Origin of the sequence: Pseudomonas sp. I2, from assembly GCF_040984075.1 — a bacterium.
GTDB classification, from domain to species: Bacteria; Pseudomonadota; Gammaproteobacteria; order Pseudomonadales; family Pseudomonadaceae; genus Aquipseudomonas; species Aquipseudomonas guariconensis_B.
Genome location: NZ_JBCGFQ010000014.1, coordinates 28,138 through 47,771 on the forward strand (window position 1 = coordinate 28,138; position 19,634 = coordinate 47,771).

15 protein-coding genes are annotated in these 19,634 nt (G+C 64.3%); 8 read left to right on the forward strand and 7 right to left on the reverse strand.

The window, feature by feature from the left end:
• Window positions 1–167: 167 nt before the first annotated feature.
• Window positions 168–1,697, reverse strand: a complete 1,530-nt coding sequence (locus WCE05_RS09280) for a PLP-dependent aminotransferase family protein (RefSeq protein WP_368815800.1) — start codon at window positions 1,695–1,697, stop codon at window positions 168–170.
• A 90-nt stretch (window positions 1,698–1,787) separates the two neighbouring features.
• Here WCE05_RS09280 and WCE05_RS09285 point away from each other — a divergent pair, with 90 nt between their 5' ends.
• Genes WCE05_RS09285 through WCE05_RS09295 form a run of 3 tightly spaced genes read left to right on the forward strand, consistent with a single transcriptional unit; the run spans window position 1,788 to window position 3,567 of the window.
• A complete protein-coding gene (locus WCE05_RS09285; protein WP_225786805.1) occupies window positions 1,788–2,417 on the forward strand; it encodes an FMN-binding negative transcriptional regulator in 630 nt (209 codons plus the stop codon).
• A gap of 14 nt (window positions 2,418–2,431) precedes the next feature.
• Window positions 2,432–2,878, forward strand: a complete 447-nt coding sequence (locus WCE05_RS09290; protein ID WP_225786806.1) for a GNAT family N-acetyltransferase — start codon at window positions 2,432–2,434, stop codon at window positions 2,876–2,878.
• A 14-nt stretch (window positions 2,879–2,892) separates the two neighbouring features.
• Entirely contained in the window at window positions 2,893–3,567 is a 675-nt protein-coding gene (locus WCE05_RS09295) for a GNAT family N-acetyltransferase (RefSeq protein ID WP_225786807.1), read from the forward strand.
• Window positions 3,568–3,756: 189 nt separating this feature from the next.
• Here WCE05_RS09295 and oadA read toward each other — a convergent pair whose 3' ends face one another.
• Window positions 3,757–5,565 carry a sodium-extruding oxaloacetate decarboxylase subunit alpha gene (gene oadA / locus WCE05_RS09300; RefSeq protein ID WP_225786808.1) on the reverse strand — a complete coding sequence of 603 codons (1,809 nt, stop codon included), beginning with the start codon at window positions 5,563–5,565 and terminating at the stop codon, window positions 3,757–3,759.
• Between the two features lie 11 nt (window positions 5,566–5,576).
• Window positions 5,577–6,992 carry an acetyl-CoA carboxylase biotin carboxylase subunit gene (locus WCE05_RS09305; RefSeq protein WP_225786809.1) on the reverse strand — a complete coding sequence of 472 codons (1,416 nt, stop codon included), beginning with the start codon at window positions 6,990–6,992 and terminating at the stop codon, window positions 5,577–5,579.
• Window positions 6,993–7,181: 189 nt separating this feature from the next.
• On the opposite strand from WCE05_RS09305, the gene WCE05_RS09310 reads away from it, so the two are divergent.
• Window positions 7,182–8,144 (forward strand): LysR family transcriptional regulator, encoded by a 963-nt coding sequence (locus WCE05_RS09310; protein WP_317235042.1) that lies wholly within the window; start codon window positions 7,182–7,184, stop codon window positions 8,142–8,144.
• Here the strand turns inward: WCE05_RS09310 and WCE05_RS09315 are convergent.
• Both WCE05_RS09315 and hexR read right to left on the reverse strand, forming a co-directional pair.
• A complete protein-coding gene (locus tag WCE05_RS09315; protein WP_225786810.1) occupies window positions 8,086–8,304 on the reverse strand; it encodes a PA3496 family putative envelope integrity protein in 219 nt (72 codons plus the stop codon). The two genes, WCE05_RS09310 and WCE05_RS09315, sit on opposite strands and share 59 nt — an antisense overlap.
• A 163-nt stretch (window positions 8,305–8,467) precedes the next feature.
• Window positions 8,468–9,334, reverse strand: coding sequence for a transcriptional regulator HexR (gene hexR, locus WCE05_RS09320; RefSeq protein ID WP_011536461.1), 867 nt, complete (start codon window positions 9,332–9,334; stop codon window positions 8,468–8,470).
• Between the two features lie 104 nt (window positions 9,335–9,438).
• Between hexR and zwf the strand changes: the two genes are divergently transcribed.
• Window positions 9,439–10,881 carry a glucose-6-phosphate dehydrogenase gene (gene zwf, locus WCE05_RS09325; RefSeq protein WP_225786811.1) on the forward strand — a complete coding sequence of 481 codons (1,443 nt, stop codon included), beginning with the start codon at window positions 9,439–9,441 and terminating at the stop codon, window positions 10,879–10,881.
• 16 nt (window positions 10,882–10,897) lie between these two features.
• Here the strand turns inward: zwf and WCE05_RS09330 are convergent, their stop codons facing one another.
• On the reverse strand, window positions 10,898–13,762 hold the full coding sequence (locus WCE05_RS09330; RefSeq protein ID WP_368815801.1) for an EAL domain-containing protein: 2,865 nt from the start codon (window positions 13,760–13,762) through the stop codon (window positions 10,898–10,900).
• Between the two features lie 233 nt (window positions 13,763–13,995).
• Here WCE05_RS09330 and uvrD point away from each other — a divergent pair, with 233 nt between their 5' ends.
• The 3 genes from uvrD (at window position 13,996) to WCE05_RS09345 (ending at window position 17,725) form a co-directional block, all read left to right on the forward strand.
• Window positions 13,996–16,179, forward strand: coding sequence for a DNA helicase II (gene uvrD, locus WCE05_RS09335; protein WP_225786813.1), 2,184 nt, complete (start codon window positions 13,996–13,998; stop codon window positions 16,177–16,179).
• A gap of 170 nt (window positions 16,180–16,349) precedes the next feature.
• Entirely contained in the window at window positions 16,350–17,204 is an 855-nt protein-coding gene (locus WCE05_RS09340) for a Tim44 domain-containing protein (RefSeq protein ID WP_368815802.1), read from the forward strand.
• 113 nt (window positions 17,205–17,317) lie between these two features.
• Window positions 17,318–17,725 carry an SMI1/KNR4 family protein gene (locus WCE05_RS09345; protein ID WP_225786815.1) on the forward strand — a complete coding sequence of 136 codons (408 nt, stop codon included), beginning with the start codon at window positions 17,318–17,320 and terminating at the stop codon, window positions 17,723–17,725.
• A gap of 56 nt (window positions 17,726–17,781) precedes the next feature.
• Here WCE05_RS09345 and WCE05_RS09350 read toward each other — a convergent pair whose 3' ends face one another.
• Complete coding sequence (locus WCE05_RS09350) at window positions 17,782–19,539, reverse strand: cation:proton antiporter (protein WP_225786816.1); 1,758 nt, start codon at window positions 19,537–19,539, stop codon at window positions 17,782–17,784.
• Window positions 19,540–19,634: the final 95 nt, after the last annotated feature.

Sequence of the window (19,634 nt, forward strand, 5' to 3'; positions counted from 1 at the left end):
GCCTGAGTCGATCACAGAGGGTGTGATTTGCAGGGGCGTCTGTTCTGTCTGTACCGGCCCTATCGCCGGCAAGCTGGCTTCCAAGTACTCCACCAGCCCCCGAGGGCAACGGGGACCCTGTGGGAGCGGGCTTGCCCGCGAATGGGGCGCCAAGCGCCCCCTTCATGTCACTGCCGCCAAGCCTTGCGCAAACGCATCAAGGCATCGGCGATCCGAGCTTCCGGCACCGCAGCAAACCCCAGCACCAGCCCTGCCCGTTTATCCACAGGCACCTCGCTGTCCTCCAACCAATAATTGCTCAGCGGCGTGATCTCCACCCCTGCCGCTTGCGCCCTGGCTACCAGCTCCTGCTCGCGCGCAAAGTTATCCACATCCACCTTCACGTGCAGCCCCGCCGCCACCGCCGGCATGCTCCCCAGCCCGGCGATATCCTCGGGCCAGCCAGCCTTCAGCACGTTGCGTCGCGCCAACGCGGCCTTGCGCATGCGTCGGATATGCCGCTGGAAGTGCCCCTGGGCCATGAACTGCGCCATCACCTGCTGGGTGCCCACCTCGGAGTGACGTACCGCCAGCGCCCGCCCCTGGCTGAACCCCTGCACCAGTTGCCTGGGCAGTACCAGGTAGCCCAGGCGCAAGGCGGGGAAGGCGATCTTGCCGAAGGTGCCGACGTACAGCACCCGGCCCTGCCGGTCCAACGCCGCCAGGGGGGCCAGGGGGGCGCCGCTGTAGCGGTACTCGCCGTCGTAGTCGTCCTCGATGATCCACCCCCCCTGGCGCCCGGCCCAGGCCAGCAGCGACAGGCGCCGGGCCAGGCTCATGGTGACACCGGTCGGGTACTGGTGGGCGGGTGTGACATAGGCCAGCCGGCAATCGGTCAGTTGGGCGAGCCGCTCGCAATCCAGGCCTTCGTCGTCCACCGGCACACCCCTGACATTGGCCCCCGCCACGGCAAAGGTGTGTCCGGCGGCCCGATACCCTGGGTTTTCCACAGCCACGCCGTCGCCCGGTTGCAGCAGCAACTGTGCACAAAGGCTGATCGCCTGCTGTGCACCACTGGTGATCACAATTTGTTCAGCACTGCAGGAGAGCCCACGTGACCGACGCAGGTAGGCAGCGATGAGCTCGCGCAACGCAGGCTCGCCCGCCGGATCGCCATAACCCAGCGATGCAGGGTCGGGATTTCGCCAGAAACCCGCTTGCAGCCTGGCCCAGACCTCGAACGGGAACAGGTCGAAAGCCGGCACGCCAACGCGAAATGCCCGCGGCGCTCCCGCTTGTGGAGGCGGCAGATGGTTATTCTTCAGACGCTGCAGAGGCTCACTGGCACCCGGAAAACTGGATGAATCCTCAGTATCAACTGACGAAAATGTGGATAAGTCTGTTGATAAACCCAGGGATAACCCTGTGGACAGTTGTGTGGATAATTTAGGTAGCCGACTGACGTAGGTGCCATCCCCTACCCGGCTTTCTATGTAGCCCTCGGCATACAGCTGGTCATAGGCACGCACCACGCTGTTGCGCGAAAGCGCCAGCATCGCCGCCAGGTCCCGCGTTGCCGGCAGGCGCGTGCCACTGCCCAGGCGCCCATCCAGCACCCGTGCGCGCAATGCCTGGTAGAGCTGCTGGCTAAGCCCGCGACGGCGGTCGAGCACGATACCCGCCGGGTCGAAAGGCAACGCAAGGGCGCGCTCATTCATGGTATTGGACCTTTCAAAACAGCCTTTATTGGCTCTTACATAGAGCCAATAGCCTGCCTAGGATGGAGCCATTCGACAAGGAGCTGCGCCATGTACAACGCCAGACCCCACCAGGAACACGACCTCGAGCGTTTGCATGCACAGATGCTGGAAACCCGCCTCGCGGTGCTGGTCAGCCATGGCGCGCAAGGCCTGCTGGCCACCCACCTGCCAGTGCTGGTCGATACGACCGAGGGCGAGTACGGCACGGTCCATGGCCACCTGGCGCGGGCCAATCACCAATGGCAGGACCTGGCACAAGGCGGCGAGGCCCTGCTGGTGTTTCCCGGGGCAGACGCCTATGTCAGCCCGTCGTACTACCCCAGCAAGGCCGGCGACCCGAAGGTGGTACCCACCTGGAACTACCTGGCGGTGCATGCCTATGGCCCGGTCGAGGTCATCCACGACGCGCCACGCCTGCTGGACATCGTCAGCCGCCTGAGCGACCGCCACGAGCAGGGCCGCAGCGAGCCGTGGAAAGTGGCCGACGCCCCCGCCGACTACATCGACGGCATGCTCCGCGCCATCGTCGGCATCCGCCTGCCCATCGCCCGCCTGCAAGGCGCGCGCAAGCTCAGCCAGAACCGCAGCGCCACCGACATCCAGGGCGTGCGCGACGGCCTGGCCCGCAGCCCCGACTACCTGGACAAGCAACTCGCGGCGCAGATGCGCCTCCCCTGAAGGAAGAAAGCCCCATGACCCGCATCACCCTGCGCCCGGTCGGCGCCAACGACCATGCCGCCTGGCTGCCCCTGTGGCAGGCCTACCTGCGTTTCTACCAGACCAGCTTGGCCGACGAGGTCAGCAACGTTACCTGGCAGCGCATCCTCGATCCCAACGAGCCAACCCATTCGGCCCTCGCCTGGGTCGACGGCAAGGCGGTAGGCATGGTCAACTGGATCTATCATCGCTCCAACTGGAGCGTCGAGAACGCTTGCTACCTGCAGGACCTGTACGTCGATAACACACAGCGTGGCCAGGGTATCGGCCGCCAGTTGATCGAGCACGTCTATGCCACGGCCAAGGCGGCTGGCTGCGCCAAGGTGCACTGGCTGACCCACGAGACCAACGCGACCGCCATCGGCCTGTACGAACAGGTCGCCGAGCGGCCAGGCTTCATCCAATTTCGCAAGGCACTGTGAGCCGGGAGCCGAACATGAACCAGCCGCTACACTGGAAACCCGCCGCCCTCCCCAAGGCCGAACCCCTTGAAGGCCGCTTCGTTCGCCTGGAAAAGCTCGACTCAAGGCACCACGGCGACGACCTGTGGGACGTGCTGCAGGGGCCGGGCTCCGACCCTGCCCTGTGGGACTACCTGCCCTACGGCCCATTCTCCGAACGGCCGGACTTCGACCTCTGGCTGGACGGCAACGCGGCCAGCCGCGATCCGCTGTTCTACAGTGTCATCGATCGCGCCAGCGGCCAGGTGCAGGGCATCCTGAGCCTGCTGTCGATCGTCCCCGAGCACGGCCGCATCGAGATCGGCCACATCGCCTTCAGCGCCGCCATGCAGCGTACACCAAAAGGCACCGAGGCGATCTACCTGCTGGGCAAGCTCGGCTTCGGGCTGGGCAACCGCCGCCTGGAATGGAAGTGCAACAACGCCAATGCCCGCTCGAAGCGCGCGGCAGAGCGCTTGGGCTTCGTCTTCGAAGGGGTGTTCCGCAACCACATGGTGATCAAGGACCGCAACCGCGATACGGCCTGGTATGCGATTACCGATGAACAGTGGCCAGCGGTGGCAGCGGGGTTCGAGCGTTGGTTGAGCGAAGCCAATCAACGGCCCGAAGGGCAACTCGAAACGCTCGAGGCCTGCCGGAACCGGACCTGAGCAAGCTCGCCAGGGCCAGGTAAGGATCAGATGACCTGACGCTGTCGCCTGACCACCCCCCATCTGTAGGCCGAATGGGCGAAATACGGCGTTCTTGTTTCTGTCTTTCCCAGGATTCCGTGAAGAACCCAAAAAAAGGGGAGCATATCGCTCCCCACGAGGTAAACCGCTTGCAGTCGAAGGCGTCTATCAGCCCTCGATCTCGATCAGGATCTCACCCGGAGTCACCCGGTCGCCCTTGGCCACGTGGATAGCGACGACCTTGCCGGCGATCGCCGCCTGGACTTCGGTCTCCATCTTCATGGCTTCGGTGATCAGTACCGCCTGACCGGCCTTGACCATATCGCCTTCCTTGACCAGCACGTCGACGATGTTGCCCGGCATGGTGGTGCTCACATGACCCGGATCGCTGGCCTGCTTGCGCTTGCTGCCGCCACCACCGACGAATTCGTTGAGCGGCTCGAACACCACTTCTTCCGGCATGCCATCGATGGACAGGTAGAAGTGACGCTTGCCTTCGGCCTTGACACCGACACCGGTAATGTCGACGCGGTAGGTCTCGCCGTGCACGTCGATGACGAACTCGGTCGGCACACCTTCGCCGCTGGCCGAGGCCACGGCACCGGCTTCCGGGATCGGCAGCAGGACTTCGGGCTTGAGGGTGCCGGCTTCGCGCTCCTCGAGGAACTTGCGGCCGATGTCCGGGAACATGGCATAGGTCAGCACGTCTTCTTCACAGCTGGCGAGGCTGCCGATCTCGGCGCGCAGCTTGGCCATTTCCGGCTTGAGCAGGTCGGCCGGACGCACGTCGATCACCTCTTCGCTGCCGATCGCCTGGCGCCGCAGCTTCTCGTCGACTACACCCGGGGCCTTGCCGTAGCCGCCCTGCAGGTACAGCTTCACTTCGTTGGTGATGGTCTTGTAGCGCTCGCCGGCCAGCACGTTGAAGAACGCCTGGGTGCCGACGATCTGCGAGGTCGGGGTGACCAGCGGTGGGAAGCCGAGGTCTTCGCGCACGCGCGGGATCTCCGCCAGCACTTCGTTCATGCGGTTGAGCGCGCCCTGCTCCTTGAGCTGGTTGGCCAGGTTGGAAATCATGCCGCCTGGGACCTGGTTGACCTGCACGCGGGTATCCACGGCGGTGAACTCGCTTTCGAACTGGTGGTACTTCTTGCGCACGGCGTAGAAGTACAGGCCGATCTCCTGCAGCAGCTCCAGGTCCAGGCCGGTGTCGTACTCGCTGCCCTTGAGCGCGGCGACCATCGACTCGGTGCCCGGGTGGCTGGTACCCCAGGCGAAGCTGGAGATAGCGGTGTCGATATGATCGGCGCCGTTTTCCACAGCCTTGAGCTGGCACATGGCGGCCAGGCCGGCGGTGTCGTGGGAGTGGATGAACACCGGCAGCGACTGCTCGGCCTTCAGCGCCTTGACCAGTTCGCCAGTGGCATAGGGAGTCAGCAGGCCGGCCATGTCCTTGATCGCCACCGAGTCGCAACCCATGGCTTCCATCTGCTTGGCCTGGGTCACGAAGGCTTCGATGGTGTGCACCGGGCTGGTGGTGTAGGCGATGGTGCCCTGGGCGTGCTTGCCGGCAGCCTTGACCGCCTCGATGGCCACGCGCAGGTTACGCACGTCGTTCATGGCGTCGAAGATGCGGAACACGTCGATGCCGTTGACCGCGGCCTTGGCGACGAAGGCCTTGACCACGTCGTCGCTGTAATGGCGGTAGCCCAGCAGGTTCTGGCCGCGCAGCAGCATTTGCAGGCGAGTGTTGGGCAGGGCCGCACGCAGCTTGCGCAGGCGCTCCCACGGGTCTTCCTTGAGGAAGCGCACGCAGGCGTCGAAGGTGGCGCCCCCCCAGACTTCCAGCGACCAGTAGCCGACCTTGTCGAGCTTGTCGCAGATCGGCAGCATGTCTTCGGTGCGCATGCGGGTGGCCAGCAGGGACTGGTGAGCATCGCGCAGGATTGTGTCGGTGACAAAGATTTTCTTGGACATTATTCGGTTCCTCACAGGCCTGCGTGTGCAGCAATGGCGGCGGCGATGGCCAGGGCCAGCTCTTCGGGTTTGCGCTTGATCGAGTAGTTGGTCAGTTCCGGGTGGCTTTCCACGAAGCTGGTGTTGAACTGGCCGCTACGGAATTCCGGATTGCGCAGGATCTCCTGGTAATACGCGGCAGTGGTCTTCACGCCTTGCACACGCATGTCGTCCAGGGCCCGCAGGCCACGGTCCATGGCTTCTTCCCAGGTCAGCGCCCAGACCACCAGTTTCAGGCACATGGAGTCATAGAACGGCGGAATGGTGTAGCCGGTGTAGATCGCGGTATCGGTGCGTACCCCGGGGCCACCAGGTGCGTAGTAACGGGTGATCTTGCCGAAGCTGGGCAGGAAGTTGTTCTTCGGATCCTCCGCATTGATGCGAAACTGCAGCGCGTAGCCGCGGTGCTGGATGTCTTCCTGCTTGACCGACAGGGGCAGGCCCGAGGCGATGCGGATCTGCTCGCGGACGATATCGATGCCGGTGATTTCCTCGGTGATGGTGTGCTCCACCTGCACGCGGGTGTTCATCTCCATGAAGTACACCTCGCCATCGGCGAGCAGGAACTCCACGGTGCCGGCATTCTCGTAGTTGACCGCCTTGGCCGCGCGCACCGCCAGGTCGCCGATGTAGGCGCGCTGTTCCGGGGTCAGCTGGGGGCTCGGGGCGATCTCGATGAGCTTCTGGTTGCGACGCTGGATCGAGCAATCGCGCTCGAACAGGTGCACCACGTTGCCGAAACTGTCACCGAGGATCTGCGCCTCGATGTGCTTGGGATTGACGATGCACTTTTCCAGGAATACTTCGGCCGAACCGAAGGCCTTGGTGGCCTCGGAGATCACCCGCGGGAAGGCCTGCTCCAGCTCCTCGCGGCTGTTGCAGCGACGGATGCCGCGGCCACCACCACCGGAGGTGGCCTTGAGCATCACCGGGTAACCGATGCGGTCACCTTCGCTCAGGGCTTCATGGATGTCGGCGACGTTGCCTTCGGTGCCAGGGGTCACGGGCACCCCGGCCTGGATCATGGTGCGGCGCGCCTCGGTCTTGTCGCCCATGCGGCGAATGACGTCGGCGGCAGGACCGATGAACTTGACCCCGCGCTCGGCGCAGATTTCCGCCAGTTCGGCGTTCTCCGAAAGGAAACCGTAGCCCGGATGCAGGGCATCGCAGCCGGTTTCCACGGCAAGGTTGACCAGCTTGCGCGGGTTCAGGTAGCCGGACAGGGGCTCGGCACCGATACTGTAGGCCTCGTCGGCGCGCTTGACGTGCAAGGCATGACGGTCGGCGTCGGAAAAGATCGCGACCGAGCGAATGCCCATCTCGGCGCATGCACGCACGATCCGAACTGCGATTTCACCCCGGTTGGCGATCAGGATTTTTTTTATCACTGGAGTCTTCCCAAAGCCGATGGAACAGACGACCCGGTTCTACCGGTCGGCGCGTGACCAGACGCTACTGGCCAGTCGCGTATTCACCCTAGCGCTGTAGGTTGATAAACAAAAATCAATATTTATTAGAGGCAGCATTAGCAAAAGCTTATAGTGCAGTAACAAGGTTTTGCCGGAGCCTGGAGAGAAATGCGTAAGTCATTGATGCGTATGACATTGCGTCAATTGCAGATCTTCAACGAAGTGTGCGATTTGCGCTCGTACAGCCGAGCGGCGGAGGAAATGGCGCTGACGCAACCCGCCGTTAGTCTACAGATCCGTCAGCTCGAAGAGCTGATCGGCCAGCCGCTGTTCGAGTACGTCGGCAAGAAGCTCTACCTGACCGAAGCGGCCGAAGCCCTGCAACGGGCCAGCCGGGACATCTTCGGGCGCCTGGAGAACCTCGACATGCAGCTGTCGGACATGCAGGGTTCACTGCAGGGGCAGTTGAAGCTGGCGATCGAGTCCAGCGCCAAGTACTTCGTGCCACACCTGTTCGCCGCCTTCAAGCAACGTCACCCGGAGGTCAACCTGACCCTCACCGTGGTCAACCGGGCCCAGGCGATCCGGCGCCTGTCGGACAACCGCGACGACCTGATCATCATGTCGATGGTCCCCCAGGACATGGGCCTGGAGTTCATGCCGTTCCTGAACAACCCGATCGTCGCCGTGGCGCCGCCCGACCACCCGCTGTGCAAGCTGGAAAAGCTCCGCCTGCAGGACCTGGAGCCTCATACCCTGCTCATCCGCGAGCAAGGTTCGGGCACACGCAAGGCCTGCGAGGAATACTTCAAGGACAAGCGCGTGCACTTCACCCAGACCCTGGAAGTGGCGTCCTCCGACGCCCAGCGCGAATGCGTGATCGCCGGCCTGGGCATTGCCCTGCTGACCCGCCATGCACTGAACATGGAACTGGCCACGGGCGTACTCAAGGAACTGCCGGTGGAGGAGCTGCCGCTGTACCGCAGCTGGTGCCTGGTGCAGTCCAAGGCCAAGCGGCAGTCGCCGGTGGCCTTGGCGTTCCAGGCGTTCATTCGCAATGAACGTGCGAGGATCAGCGGGCTTGTGGAGCGATTTTCGGGGAAGTTGCCGCCGATACCTGCCATACCGTGATGTCTTTCAGCTCAGGGTAGTCGGCGATCTCACGCAGTAATTGGCGTTGCTCGCAATAGCTTTCGATCGCACGGCGAAACTCCATGCGACGCTGATCCTTCTCGTGCTGTTTGCGAGCCTTGGCGCTGGGGTGGTACGAGCCATCGTGGTCACGAGCCATTGCCTGTCTCCCAGATGAGGATGCGGGGAGTTTCAGACTGGCGTGATGGTTTTACGGTTTGGTGCAGATCGGGTGACAGTATCGTGAATTCTTGCCGCCAATGGCGGCTTGTTCGCAGGCCAAGAGCCTCTGGGGCCGCTTGGCTTGCCTTGGGCATCCAGGATCAGTCGTCGGTCGCCTTGATCGACTTCGGCGACAACCGCAGGCTGCGCAGGCTGCGCTTGACGCTCTTGAGGTGGTTGACCAGGCTCGGCCCACGGGCCATGGCCACGCCCATGGCCAGCACATCGATCACCACCAGGTGGGCGATCCGTGAGGTCAGCGGGGTGTAGATCTCGGTGTCCTCGTGCACGTCGATGGCCAGGTTGACGGTGGACAACTCCGCCAGCGGCGTCTGGCTCGGGCACAGGGTAATCAGGTTGGCACCGCTCTCGCGCACCAGGTTGGCAGTGATCAGCAGGTCCTTGGAGCGGCCCGACTGGGAGATGCACACCGCCACGTCGCCCGGCTTCAGGGTCACCGCCGACATCGCCTGCATGTGCGGGTCGGAATAGGCCGCGGCGCTGAGCAGCAGACGGAAGAACTTGTGCTGGGCATCGGCGGCCACCGCACCGGAGGCACCGAAACCGTAGAACTCCACGCGCTGGGCCTGGGCCATGGCGGTCACCGCCTGCTGCAGTGCCTGCGGGTCGAGGTGCTCGCGCACTTCCATCAGGGTATGCAAGGTGGTGTCGAAGATCTTCAGGCTGTAGTCGGCGACCGAGTCGTCCTCGTGAATCGCGAACTGCCCGAAACTGGCGCCAGCGGCCAGGCTCTGGGCCAACTTGAGCTTCAGGTCCTGGAAGCCCGAGCAACCGATGGCCCGGCAGAAGCGCACGATGGTCGGTTCGCTGATCCCTACGCTGTGGGCCAGGTCGGCCATGGAACTGTGCATGACGGCAGCCGGATCGAGCAGTACATGGTCGGCCACTTTCAGTTCCGATTTGCGCAGCAAGTGGCGCGATTGGGCGATATGTTGCAACAGATTCACAGGCTGGACTCGGTTATGATCGGCTGGCCGGGATGTAGCTTTCTTGTAGTTATACTACATGACCGGCGACCCGCCCAGCTAAACGAATGTGGAGAGTGGTGGTTTTGACTATTCCTTGCGACATCCTGGTCTTCGGCGGCACGGGCGACCTGGCCCTGCACAAATTGCTGCCGGCGCTCTACCATCTGTATCGCGAGGCCCGTCTGCACAACGCCGTGCGCATCATTGCCCTGGCCCGGCGCAACCTGCCACGGGACGAGTACGTCAAGCTCGCCGAACGCCACTGCCGCGCCCAGATCGCTCGCAATGATTTCGAAGAGGACGTCTGGCGGCGCTTCTGCGCCCGCCTGGACTACTTCGCCATGGACGCCTCGCAAAGCGCCGACTTCGGCCGCCTGGCCCGTTATCTCGGCGAGCCCGGCGGGCTGACGCGGGTCTACTACCTGGCCACCGCCCCCAACCTGTTCGTGCCCATCGTCAACCACCTGCGCATCGCAGGCTTGGCCGACAGCGAGGCGCGCATCGTGCTGGAAAAACCCATCGGCCACTCGCTCGGTTCGGCCACCGCCATCAATGAAGCCATAGGCGCGGTGTTCGACGAGTCCCAGGTGTTTCGCATCGACCACTACCTGGGCAAGGAGACGGTGCAGAACCTCATGGCCCTGCGCTTCGCCAATGCCCTGCTCGAGCCGGTGTGGCGCAATGGCCAGGTCGATCATGTACAGATCAGCGTCTGCGAGACCCTCGGGGTGGAGAACCGTGGCGCCTATTACGACCGTGCCGGGGCGACCCGCGACATGCTGCAGAACCACCTGCTGCAGTTGCTGTGCCTGGTGGCCATGGAGCCTCCCGCGCAGTTCGAGGCCGAGGCGGTGCGCGACGAGAAGGTGAAGATCCTCCGTGCCCTCAAGCCGATCACCGGCCAGGACGTGCAGGACAAGACCGTGCGCGGCCAGTACGGCGCCGGCAGGATCGGCGGCCAGGAAGTGCCGGCCTACTACTTCGAGAAGGACGTGGACAACGACAGCGATACCGAGACCTTCGTCGCCGTGCAGGCACAGATCGACAACTGGCGCTGGGCCGGCGTGCCGTTCTACCTGCGCACCGGCAAGCGCATGGCGCGGCGCTCGTCGCAGATCGTCATCCAGTTCAAGCCTGTGCCCCATCAGCTGTTCAGCGGTGGCCAGGTCAACCAGTTGCTGATCCAGTTGCAACCGGAGGAACGCATCAGCCTGCGCATGATGACCAAGAGCCCGGGCAAGGGCATGCGCCTGGAACCGGTGGAACTGGACCTGAACCTGGCCCAGGTGTTCGGCCAGACCCGCCGCTGGGAAGCCTACGAGCGCCTGCTGCTGGATGTGCTGGCGGGCGATTCGACCCTGTTCATGCGCCGCGACGAAGTGGAAGCCGCATGGGCCTGGATCGACCCGATCCTCAAGGGCTGGGAGGAGCACTTCCAGGCCCCGCGCCCCTACCCCGCCGGCACCAACGGGCCGGAGCAAGCCAACAGCCTGCTGGCGCACCAGGGCCGGGCCTGGCACGCATGAAGCAGCGCTTTGCCCCCTAGGCGCCGGGATTGGCCAGCAGGGCCTCGAAGCGTCGCGCGTCGACCGGCTTGCTGATCAGGTAGCCCTGCGCCTCGTCACACCCATGCTCGCGCAGGAATGCCAGCTGCTCGCGGGTTTCCACCCCCTCCGCCACCACCTTCAGCTCAAGGCTCTTGGCCATGGCGATGATCGCCCGGGTGATGGCCGCATCCTGCCGGCCTTCATGCAGGCCGCGGATGAAGGCCTGGTCGATCTTCACGTAGTCGACCGGGAAGCGCTTGAGGTAGCTCAGCGACGAATAGCCAGTGCCGAAGTCGTCGATAGCCAGCTTGACCCCCAGCTCATGCAACTGGCGGAAGGTGGCGATGATGTGCTCGACGCTGTCGAGCAACTGGCTTTCGGTCAGTTCCAGCTCCAGCAGGTGCGGCGCCAGCCCGCTCTCGTCCAGCACCTGGCGCACCAGGCTGACGATCTTGCCCTGGCGCAGTTGGTAGACCGACAGGTTCACCGAGACGCGGATCGCCAGCCCCTGGCGCTGCCACTCGCACGCCTGCCAGCAGGCCTGGCGCAGGACGAACTCACCCATCGGTGCGATCAGCCCGGTTTCCTCGGCCAGGCCGATGAACTCGCCCGGCGGCACCATGCCCCATTCGGGATGCTGCCAGCGCACCAGCGCTTCGGCCGCGTGCAGGCGGCCGCTGCGTAGGCACAGCTTGGGCTGGTAGTAGACCAGCAACTGCCGCTCGTCGAGGGCCTTGCGCAGTTGGTTTTCCAGTTGCAGGCGCTCAAGGGTGCTGGCGCGCAGGCTCTCGGTGTAGAACTGGAAATTGTCGCCGCCCAGGTGCTTGGCATGCTGCTTGGCCATGTCAGCCTGGCTCAGCAGCGCGTTGACGTCGAAGGTCGCGTCCGGCAACAGGCTGATCCCCACCGAGGCGCTGACCACCACTTCATGGCCACCTAGGCGCTGGGGAACGCGCAACTTGTCGAGCAACCGCGTAGTGACCCGCACCAGGCTGGACAGGTTGCTGTAGCCGTCGAACAGCACGACGAATTCATCACCGGAAAGACGCGCGACGGTATCGGCCTCGGGCACCGCATTGGCGATGCGCTGGGCCATCCGCTTGAGCAACGTGTCGGCCCATTCATGGCCGAGGCTCTCGTTGAGCAGCTTGAAACGGTCCAGGTCGATGTGCAGCAGCGCCAGGCTGCGACCATTGAGGCGCACCCGCTGCACCGCCTCGTGCAGGCGCAGGCGAAACAGCGCGCGGTTGGCCAGCCCGGTCAGGTCATCGTAATGGGCCAGGTAGCGCAAGCGCTCCTCGGATTCGCGTCGCGCCGACAGGTCGGTATAGAAACCGACGATGTTGCTGATATTGCCGCGCACGTCACGCACGCCATTGAGCTGCAGCCATTGCGGGTAGAGTTCGCCATTGCTGCGCGCCTCCACCAACTCGCCCTGCCAGCGCCCCTGCTGCTCCAGGGCCTGGCCGATCGCCTGGCTGTGGCGCCGGGCATCGCGGCTGCAGGGCAGGTCCAGGGCGTTGCGCTGGATCAGCTCCCCCCGACAGTAGCCGGTGATGTCGCAAAAAGCCTGATTGACCGCCAGCAGCTGGAAATCCGCATCGAGAATGGCGATGCCTTCGCTGGCCGCTTCGAACACAGTGGCGGCCAGGCGTTGCTGCTCTTCCTGCTCCTTGCGCGCCGTGATGTCGCGGCGCGTGCCGAGCATGCGCAGCACCTTGCCGTCGGGGCCATGCTCCACCGCCCGGCCACGGTCCTCGATCCAGCACCAGTGGCCTTGGGTGTGGCGCACGCGGTACTCGACACAATAGTCTTCGCTGCGGCCCTTGAGGTGCTCGACCAGGGTCCGGCGCAACAGCGGCAGGTCGTCCGGATGCAGGCGTGGCTTGAGGTCGGCACGGACCGAGCGGACCTGCCGCGGGTCCAGGCCGAACAAGGCATGCAACTGGGTGTGATGCACCTCGTCGCTCTCCAGGTTCCAGTCCCACAGCCCCAGCTCACTGGCGTCCAATGCCAGGGCCAGGCGCTGCTCGCTCGTACCCAGGGCATGGTTGGCCAGGTCCAGTTCATGGCTGCGCTGGGCTACCTGCTGCTCCAGCCCGGCCTGGGCCTGGCGCAGTTGATCTTCGGCGCACCGGCGCTGTTCCACCTCGCTGAGCAATACTTGGTTCAGGTGCTCGCCATGGCGCTGGGCCTCCTGCAACTGCTCGATCAGCGCCTGGTTCTGGAAGCGCCGTAACAGGCCGCGCTCGATCAGCCGGTTGACCTGCCAGGCCACCACCATCAGCGCCGCCAGCAGGATCAGGCCGAGCCAGCCCCACCCTCGCTGCAGACCCGCTTGGTAGTAGAACAGGAACAGGATCGGTGGCAGCAGGCAGGGCAAGGCGAAACTGAGAAAGGCCGGCAGGCTCACCGCATAGGCCACGCTGGCCGACAGCACCGCTGCCCCCAGCAAGCCGAACACCCAGGCCTGTTGCACGAAGTTATCCACAGGCACCAGGACGATCGCCGCACAGGCCAAGGTCAGGCCGCTGAACGCCGAGCCGAGCAGGAACATGCGCTGCCAGGTCGGCTTGGCCTGGCGCGCTGGCGTCGCCGCATCGAAAGCCGCCACCTGGATCACCCGCAGGGCCACCAGCGCCAGCAACCAGATCAGCCACACGCCGACCAGCAGGTAGCGCGCAGGGCTCCACAACAGCCAGGCGCACAGCAGGCCGTTGAGCAACATGAACAGGGTGGGCAACAGCGAGCCCTGGTAGAGCAGGCGGGTTCGCTCGATGGAGAGCTGGGTCGCGAATTGCCTGCGTACGTTCCTTATGGTTTGCGGCGATGCTCCGCTCGCCGTGCAATCCTGGGTCATAGGGCAGTGTTCTTGTTATGTTCTGGGCCACAAAACGAGCAGGGAGCATACACAAGCCCCGCCCCAGGCCAAACTGCTCTGCGTCAGGATGCGCGAAAATACCGCGGCCTTCGCCCCGCGACCGCTCAAGCACGCGGCTCACTCAGCCGTGTCGATGAGTGGCCGGCCAGGCACGGCAAGATTTATCCCAGGGCCGTTTGCCCCTGCCCCCTGCGCGGCCCTAGAATGGCCGGATGCGCAACGATGACCTCTCCCTCCTGCTGAACTCCCTCAACGACGCCCAACGCCAGGCCGTAGCGGCCCCGGTGGGGCGTCAATTGGTGCTTGCCGGCGCCGGCTCGGGCAAGACCCGCGTGCTGGTGCACCGTATCGCCTGGCTGATCCAGGTCGAGCAGGCCTCGCCCCACTCGATCCTGTCGGTGACCTTCACCAACAAGGCCGCGGCGGAAATGCGCCAGCGGATCGAGCAACTGCTGGGCATCAACCCGGCCGGCATGTGGGTGGGGACCTTCCACGGCCTGGCCCACCGCCTGTTGCGGGCCCACTGGCAGGAAGCGCGGCTGGCGCAGAACTTCCAGATCCTCGACAGCGACGACCAGCAACGCCTGATCAAGCGGGTGATCCGCGAGCTCGGCCTCGACGAACAGCGCTGGCCGGCGCGCCAGGCCCAATGGTTCATCAACGGGCAGAAGGACGAAGGCCTGCGCCCGCAGCACATCCAGGCCAGCGGCGACCTGTTCCTGGCCACCATGCGCTCGATCTACGAAGCCTACGAACAGGCCTGCGAGCGTGCCGGGGTCATCGACTTCTCCGAATTGCTGCTGCGCGCCCTGGACCTGTGGCGCGACCACCCCGGCCTGCTCGAGCACTACCAGCGGCGCTTCCGCCACCTGCTGGTGGACGAGTTCCAGGACACCAACGCAGTGCAGTACGCCTGGCTGCGCCTGCTCGCCGCCGGTGGCGACAGCCTGATGGCCGTGGGTGACGACGACCAGTCGATCTATGGCTGGCGCGGCGCCAAGATCGAGAACATCCACCAGTACACCGCCGACTTTCCCGACGCCGAACTGATCCGCCTGGAGCAGAACTATCGCTCCACCGGCGGCATCCTCAAGGCTGCCAACGCGCTGATCGCCAACAACAGCGGGCGCCTGGGCAAGGAGCTGTGGACCGACATGGGCGAAGGCGAGCCGCTGAGCCTGTACGCCGCCTATAACGAGCACGACGAAGCGCGCTACGTGGTGGAAACCATCGAAAGCATCCTCAGGCAGGGCAACGCACGCAGCGAGATCGCCATTCTCTACCGCTCCAATGCCCAGTCGCGGGTGCTGGAGGAAGCCCTGCTGCGCGAGCGCATCCCCTACCGTATCTATGGTGGCCAGCGCTTCTTCGAACGCGCCGAGATCAAGAACGCCATGGCCTACCTGCGCCTGCTCGAAGGCCGTGGCAACGACGCGGCCCTGGAGCGGGTGATCAACGTGCCACCCCGCGGCATCGGCGAGAAGACCGTCGAGGCCATCCGCGAGCACGCGCGCCACAGCCAGTTGTCGATGTGGGAGGCGATGTGCCAGTTGCTCGCCGCCAAGGCCCTCAAGGGCCGCGCCGCCAGTGCCCTGGGCGCCTTCATCGAACTGATCGAGAACCTCGCCGCCAAGGTCCTGGACATGCCGCTGCACCTGATGACCCAGACCGTCATCGAACAGTCCGGGCTGATCATCTATCACCAGGAAGAAAAGGGCGAGAAAGGCCAGGCGCGGGTAGAGAACCTCGAGGAACTGGTCAGCGCGGCGCGCAACTTCGAAACCAGTGACGACGACGCCGACCTCTCGCCCTTGTCGGCTTTCCTTGGCCACGCCTCGCTGGAAGCCGGCGATGCCCAGGCCGACGAGCACGAGGACAGCATCCAGTTGATGACCCTGCACAGCGCCAAGGGCCTGGAGTTTCCCTATGTGTTCCTGGTGGGCATGGAAGAGGGCCTGTTCCCCCACAAGATGAGCCTGGAGGAGCCCGGCCGCCTGGAAGAGGAGCGGCGCCTGGCCTACGTGGGCATCACCCGGGCCATGCGCCAGCTGATCATGACCTATGCCGAGACACGTCGGCTGTATGGCAGCGAGACCTACAACAAGGTGTCGCGCTTCGTACGGGAGATTCCGGCCGGGTTGGTCCAGGAAGTGCGCCTGTCCAACAGTGTCAGCCGCCCCTTCGGCGGTGCGCAGGCCACCTCGAGCAGCCTGTTCGCCAATGCCAGCATCCCACAGACCGCGTTCGCCCTCGGCCAGCGCGTGCAGCATGCGGTGTTTGGCGAGGGCGTGATCCTCAACTTCGAGGGCTCCGGTGCCCAGGCGCGGGTGCAGGTGAACTTCGCCGAAGGCAGCAAGTGGCTGATGCTGGGGTACGCCAAGCTGGAAGCGATCTGACCTGTGGGCTGCATTGCAGCCCCAGATAACAGTTGAAATGTCCTACAGCCTGATCAGCCTTGGCCTCCGGTCAATCAGGCAAAAGCTGGAAACATTATGGCACTGGCCATATGTCCTACAACCTGTGCACCATGACGCGCGTGCAATCCACAACAGGGGAAATCCCACTTATGCAACGTTTTCTTAGCATCGCTCTGGCGCTCTGCGTCGGCCTGACGCTGAGCCTGGATGCCAACGCCAAGCGCTTCGGCGGTGGCAAGAGCTCGGGCTCCGCGCCTATCCACCAGACCCGCCAGGCCACGCCAACCACGCCTGCCGCCGCGCCGACCGCGCCTGGCCGCGCTCCGGCCGCCGCCAGCGGTGCTTCGCGCTGGCTGGGCCCACTGGCCGGCCTCGCCGCCGGTGGCCTGCTGGCCTCCATGTTCATGGGCGATGGCTTCCAGGGCATGCAGATCCTCGACTTCCTGATCATGGGCCTGATCGCCTTCCTGGTGTTCCGCTTCATCGCCGCGCGGCGTCGCCAGCAGCAGCCGCAGATGGCCGGTGCCAACCACGCACCGTACCAGCGCGAAACCCACGCCCAGCCTGCCCAACCGTCGATCTTCGGTGGCGCCGCAGCCCCCGCTGCAACAGCCGCACCGGTGATCAACGCGCCAGCCTGGTTCAACGAGCAGAGCTTCCTGGCCGCCGCACGCACCCACTTCATGTCGCTGCAGCAGCACTGGGACGCCAACGAGATGGACAAGATCTCCGAGTTCGTCACCCCGCAGATGCTCGAGTTCCTCAAGCGCGAGCGTGCCGACCTGGGTGATGGCTTCCAGTCCACCTACATCGACAACCTCGAAGTGCAGCTGGAAGGCATCGACGACCGTGCCGACCGGACCATCGCCACCCTGACCTTCCATGGTGTGTCGAAGACCTCCCGTTTCGACCAGGGCGAAGCCTTCAGCGAAAGCTGGCACATGGAGCGCGCCCAGGGCGAGAACCAGCCTTGGCTGCTCGCCGGTATCCGCCAGAACGGCTGATTCCAGGCATTGCACAACGAACCCCGGGCATGTCCCGGGGTTTTTGCTTTTGGCCCAGTGGGCTACTAGGGTATAACGCGCAGCGTCGTCATCAAGGTCAGAGGATGTGAACCGTGGAAGAAGTGATCGATCAGCTCCGTGAAGCCAATGAGCCGGTACCGGTGCCACTGGAACTGCCGGACGAAGACCTGTTGGTCGAGATCGAGGAAGAACTGCTGATCAACATGCCGTTCGGCCTGCGGGAGTTCCTGCTGACCGTCAGCGACGTGGTCTACGGCAGCCTGGAGCCAGTGACCGTCACCGACCCGCAATCCCACACCTACCTGCCCGAGGTGGCCGCCAATGCCTGGGATGCCGGCGTCCCCCGCGACCTGGTGCCGCTGTGCCAGGATGGCGACAACTACTACTGCGTCGAGGAAGATGGCACGGTGGTGCTGTGGGACGCGGAAGAAGAAGCGATCAGCGAAGACAGCTGGGAGACGGTCTGGCACTGGGCCCGGGACGTCTGGCTGGAAAGCTGACCGGCAATCGAACCTGCCTGCGCCGATGAAGGCGCAGGCAGTCGGCATGCGCTCGCTCAGTGCGAGTCGCGGTGGTTGTCCAGAGTTTCCAGCAAGGCGATCTGCATGCGGGTATGCACCCGGATGAACCAGCGCCACAGCAGTGCCACCACCACCGCCGCCACGACTGCGATCACCAGCAACAGCTCATTGGTGGGCAAGATGCTCGCCGACAGGGCCGACAGCAGCAGGAAGATCACCAGCAACGACAGCAGCGGAATCACCTCGGCGATCACCCGACGCACACGCTGGGTATGTCGCCCGGCCATCTCGGGCTTCACGCCCATCTCCGCCAGCAGCATCGACAGCGCCTTGAGCTTGCGGTAGGCGGCGATCAGGAACGGCAGCGACAACAGCAGCGCGGCGCCCCAGATCAGCGCCTTCTGCTGGCTGACATCGCTGACCCATTCGCTCAACCACTCACCGATACGCCCGGCGAAGTAGCCACCACTGAAGAAGATGGCGATCACCAGGGCCAGGTTCACGCCCACCTGCAGCAGGATGCGCCGGATCATCGCCGCGAGCATGGCCCCCTCGCCCTGGGGCTGGATGCTGCGCAGCCACTCGCCATACAACGACAGCACCCTCGCCAGGCGGCTTGGCACCACATTGCCGAGCTTTCGCGAGAGCGGGTCGGCGGCGCGAATCAGGTAGGGCGTGAGCAAAGTGGTGATGGCCGACACCGCAACGGCGACAGGGTAGAGGAAGTCGCTGGTGACCTGCAGCGACATGCCGAGGGCGGCGATGATGAAGGAAAACTCGCCGATCTGCGAAAGCCCCATCCCCACCCGCAGCGAGGTGCGGCCGTCATTGCCGGCGATGAAGGCCCCCATGCCGCAGGACAGCATCTTGCCCAGCACCACCGCCAGGGTGATCACCAGGATCGGCCAGGCGTACTGGATCAGCACGCTCAGGTCGATCATCAGGCCGATGGCAACGAAGAAGATGGCGCTGAACAGGTCGCGAACCGGCTCGATCAGGCGCTCGATCTTCAGCAACTGGCGGGATTCGGCCATGATCGCGCCGATCAGGAACGCGCCCAGGACCATGCTGTATTCGAGCTTGACCACCAGCAGGCAGAAGCCGAAGCACAGGCCCAGCACGGTAATCAGCAACATCTCGTTGCTCTCGAACTTCGCCACGTACGCCAGCAGCCGTGGCACCAGCAGGATGCCGATCACCAGCGCGACGATCATGAACAACGACAGCTTGCCCACCGTGGAGAACACTTCGCCCGAGCTTACCGTGCCGCTGACCGCGATGCCCGACAACAGGGCGATGATGCCGATGCCGAGGATGTCCTCGACGATCAGTACGCCGAAGATCAGCTGGGCGAAACGCTCGTTCTTCATCTTCAGGTCGTTGAGCGCCTTGACGATGATGGTGGTCGAGGAAATGGCCAGGATCGCCCCGAGGAACAGCGAATCCATGGTATTCCAGCCGAACCAGCGGCCGATCTCGAAACCGATCCAGATCATCAGGACGATTTCCATGAACGCCGCGATGAACGCCGTGGCCCCGACCTTGAACAGCTTGCGCAGGCTGAACTCCAGGCCCAGGCAGAACATCAGGAAGATCACCCCCAGTTCGGCGAGGGTCTTGATGGTGTCTTCATCGTGGATCAGGCCGAAGGGCGGTGTGTGCGGGCCGATGATGAAACCGGCGACGATGTAGCCCAGCACCACGGGCTGCTTGAAGCGATGGAACAAAATGGTGACCACCCCGGCGACCAGCATGATCACTGCCAGATCCTGGATGAAGCTGATGGCATGCATGGCGTGGTACTCCTTTCTCGATGCCAGGGCAAACCGCTCCTCTGCCAAGGCAAACCTGAGCGAGCAGCAAATACATAATGTTTTTAACGCAGGAA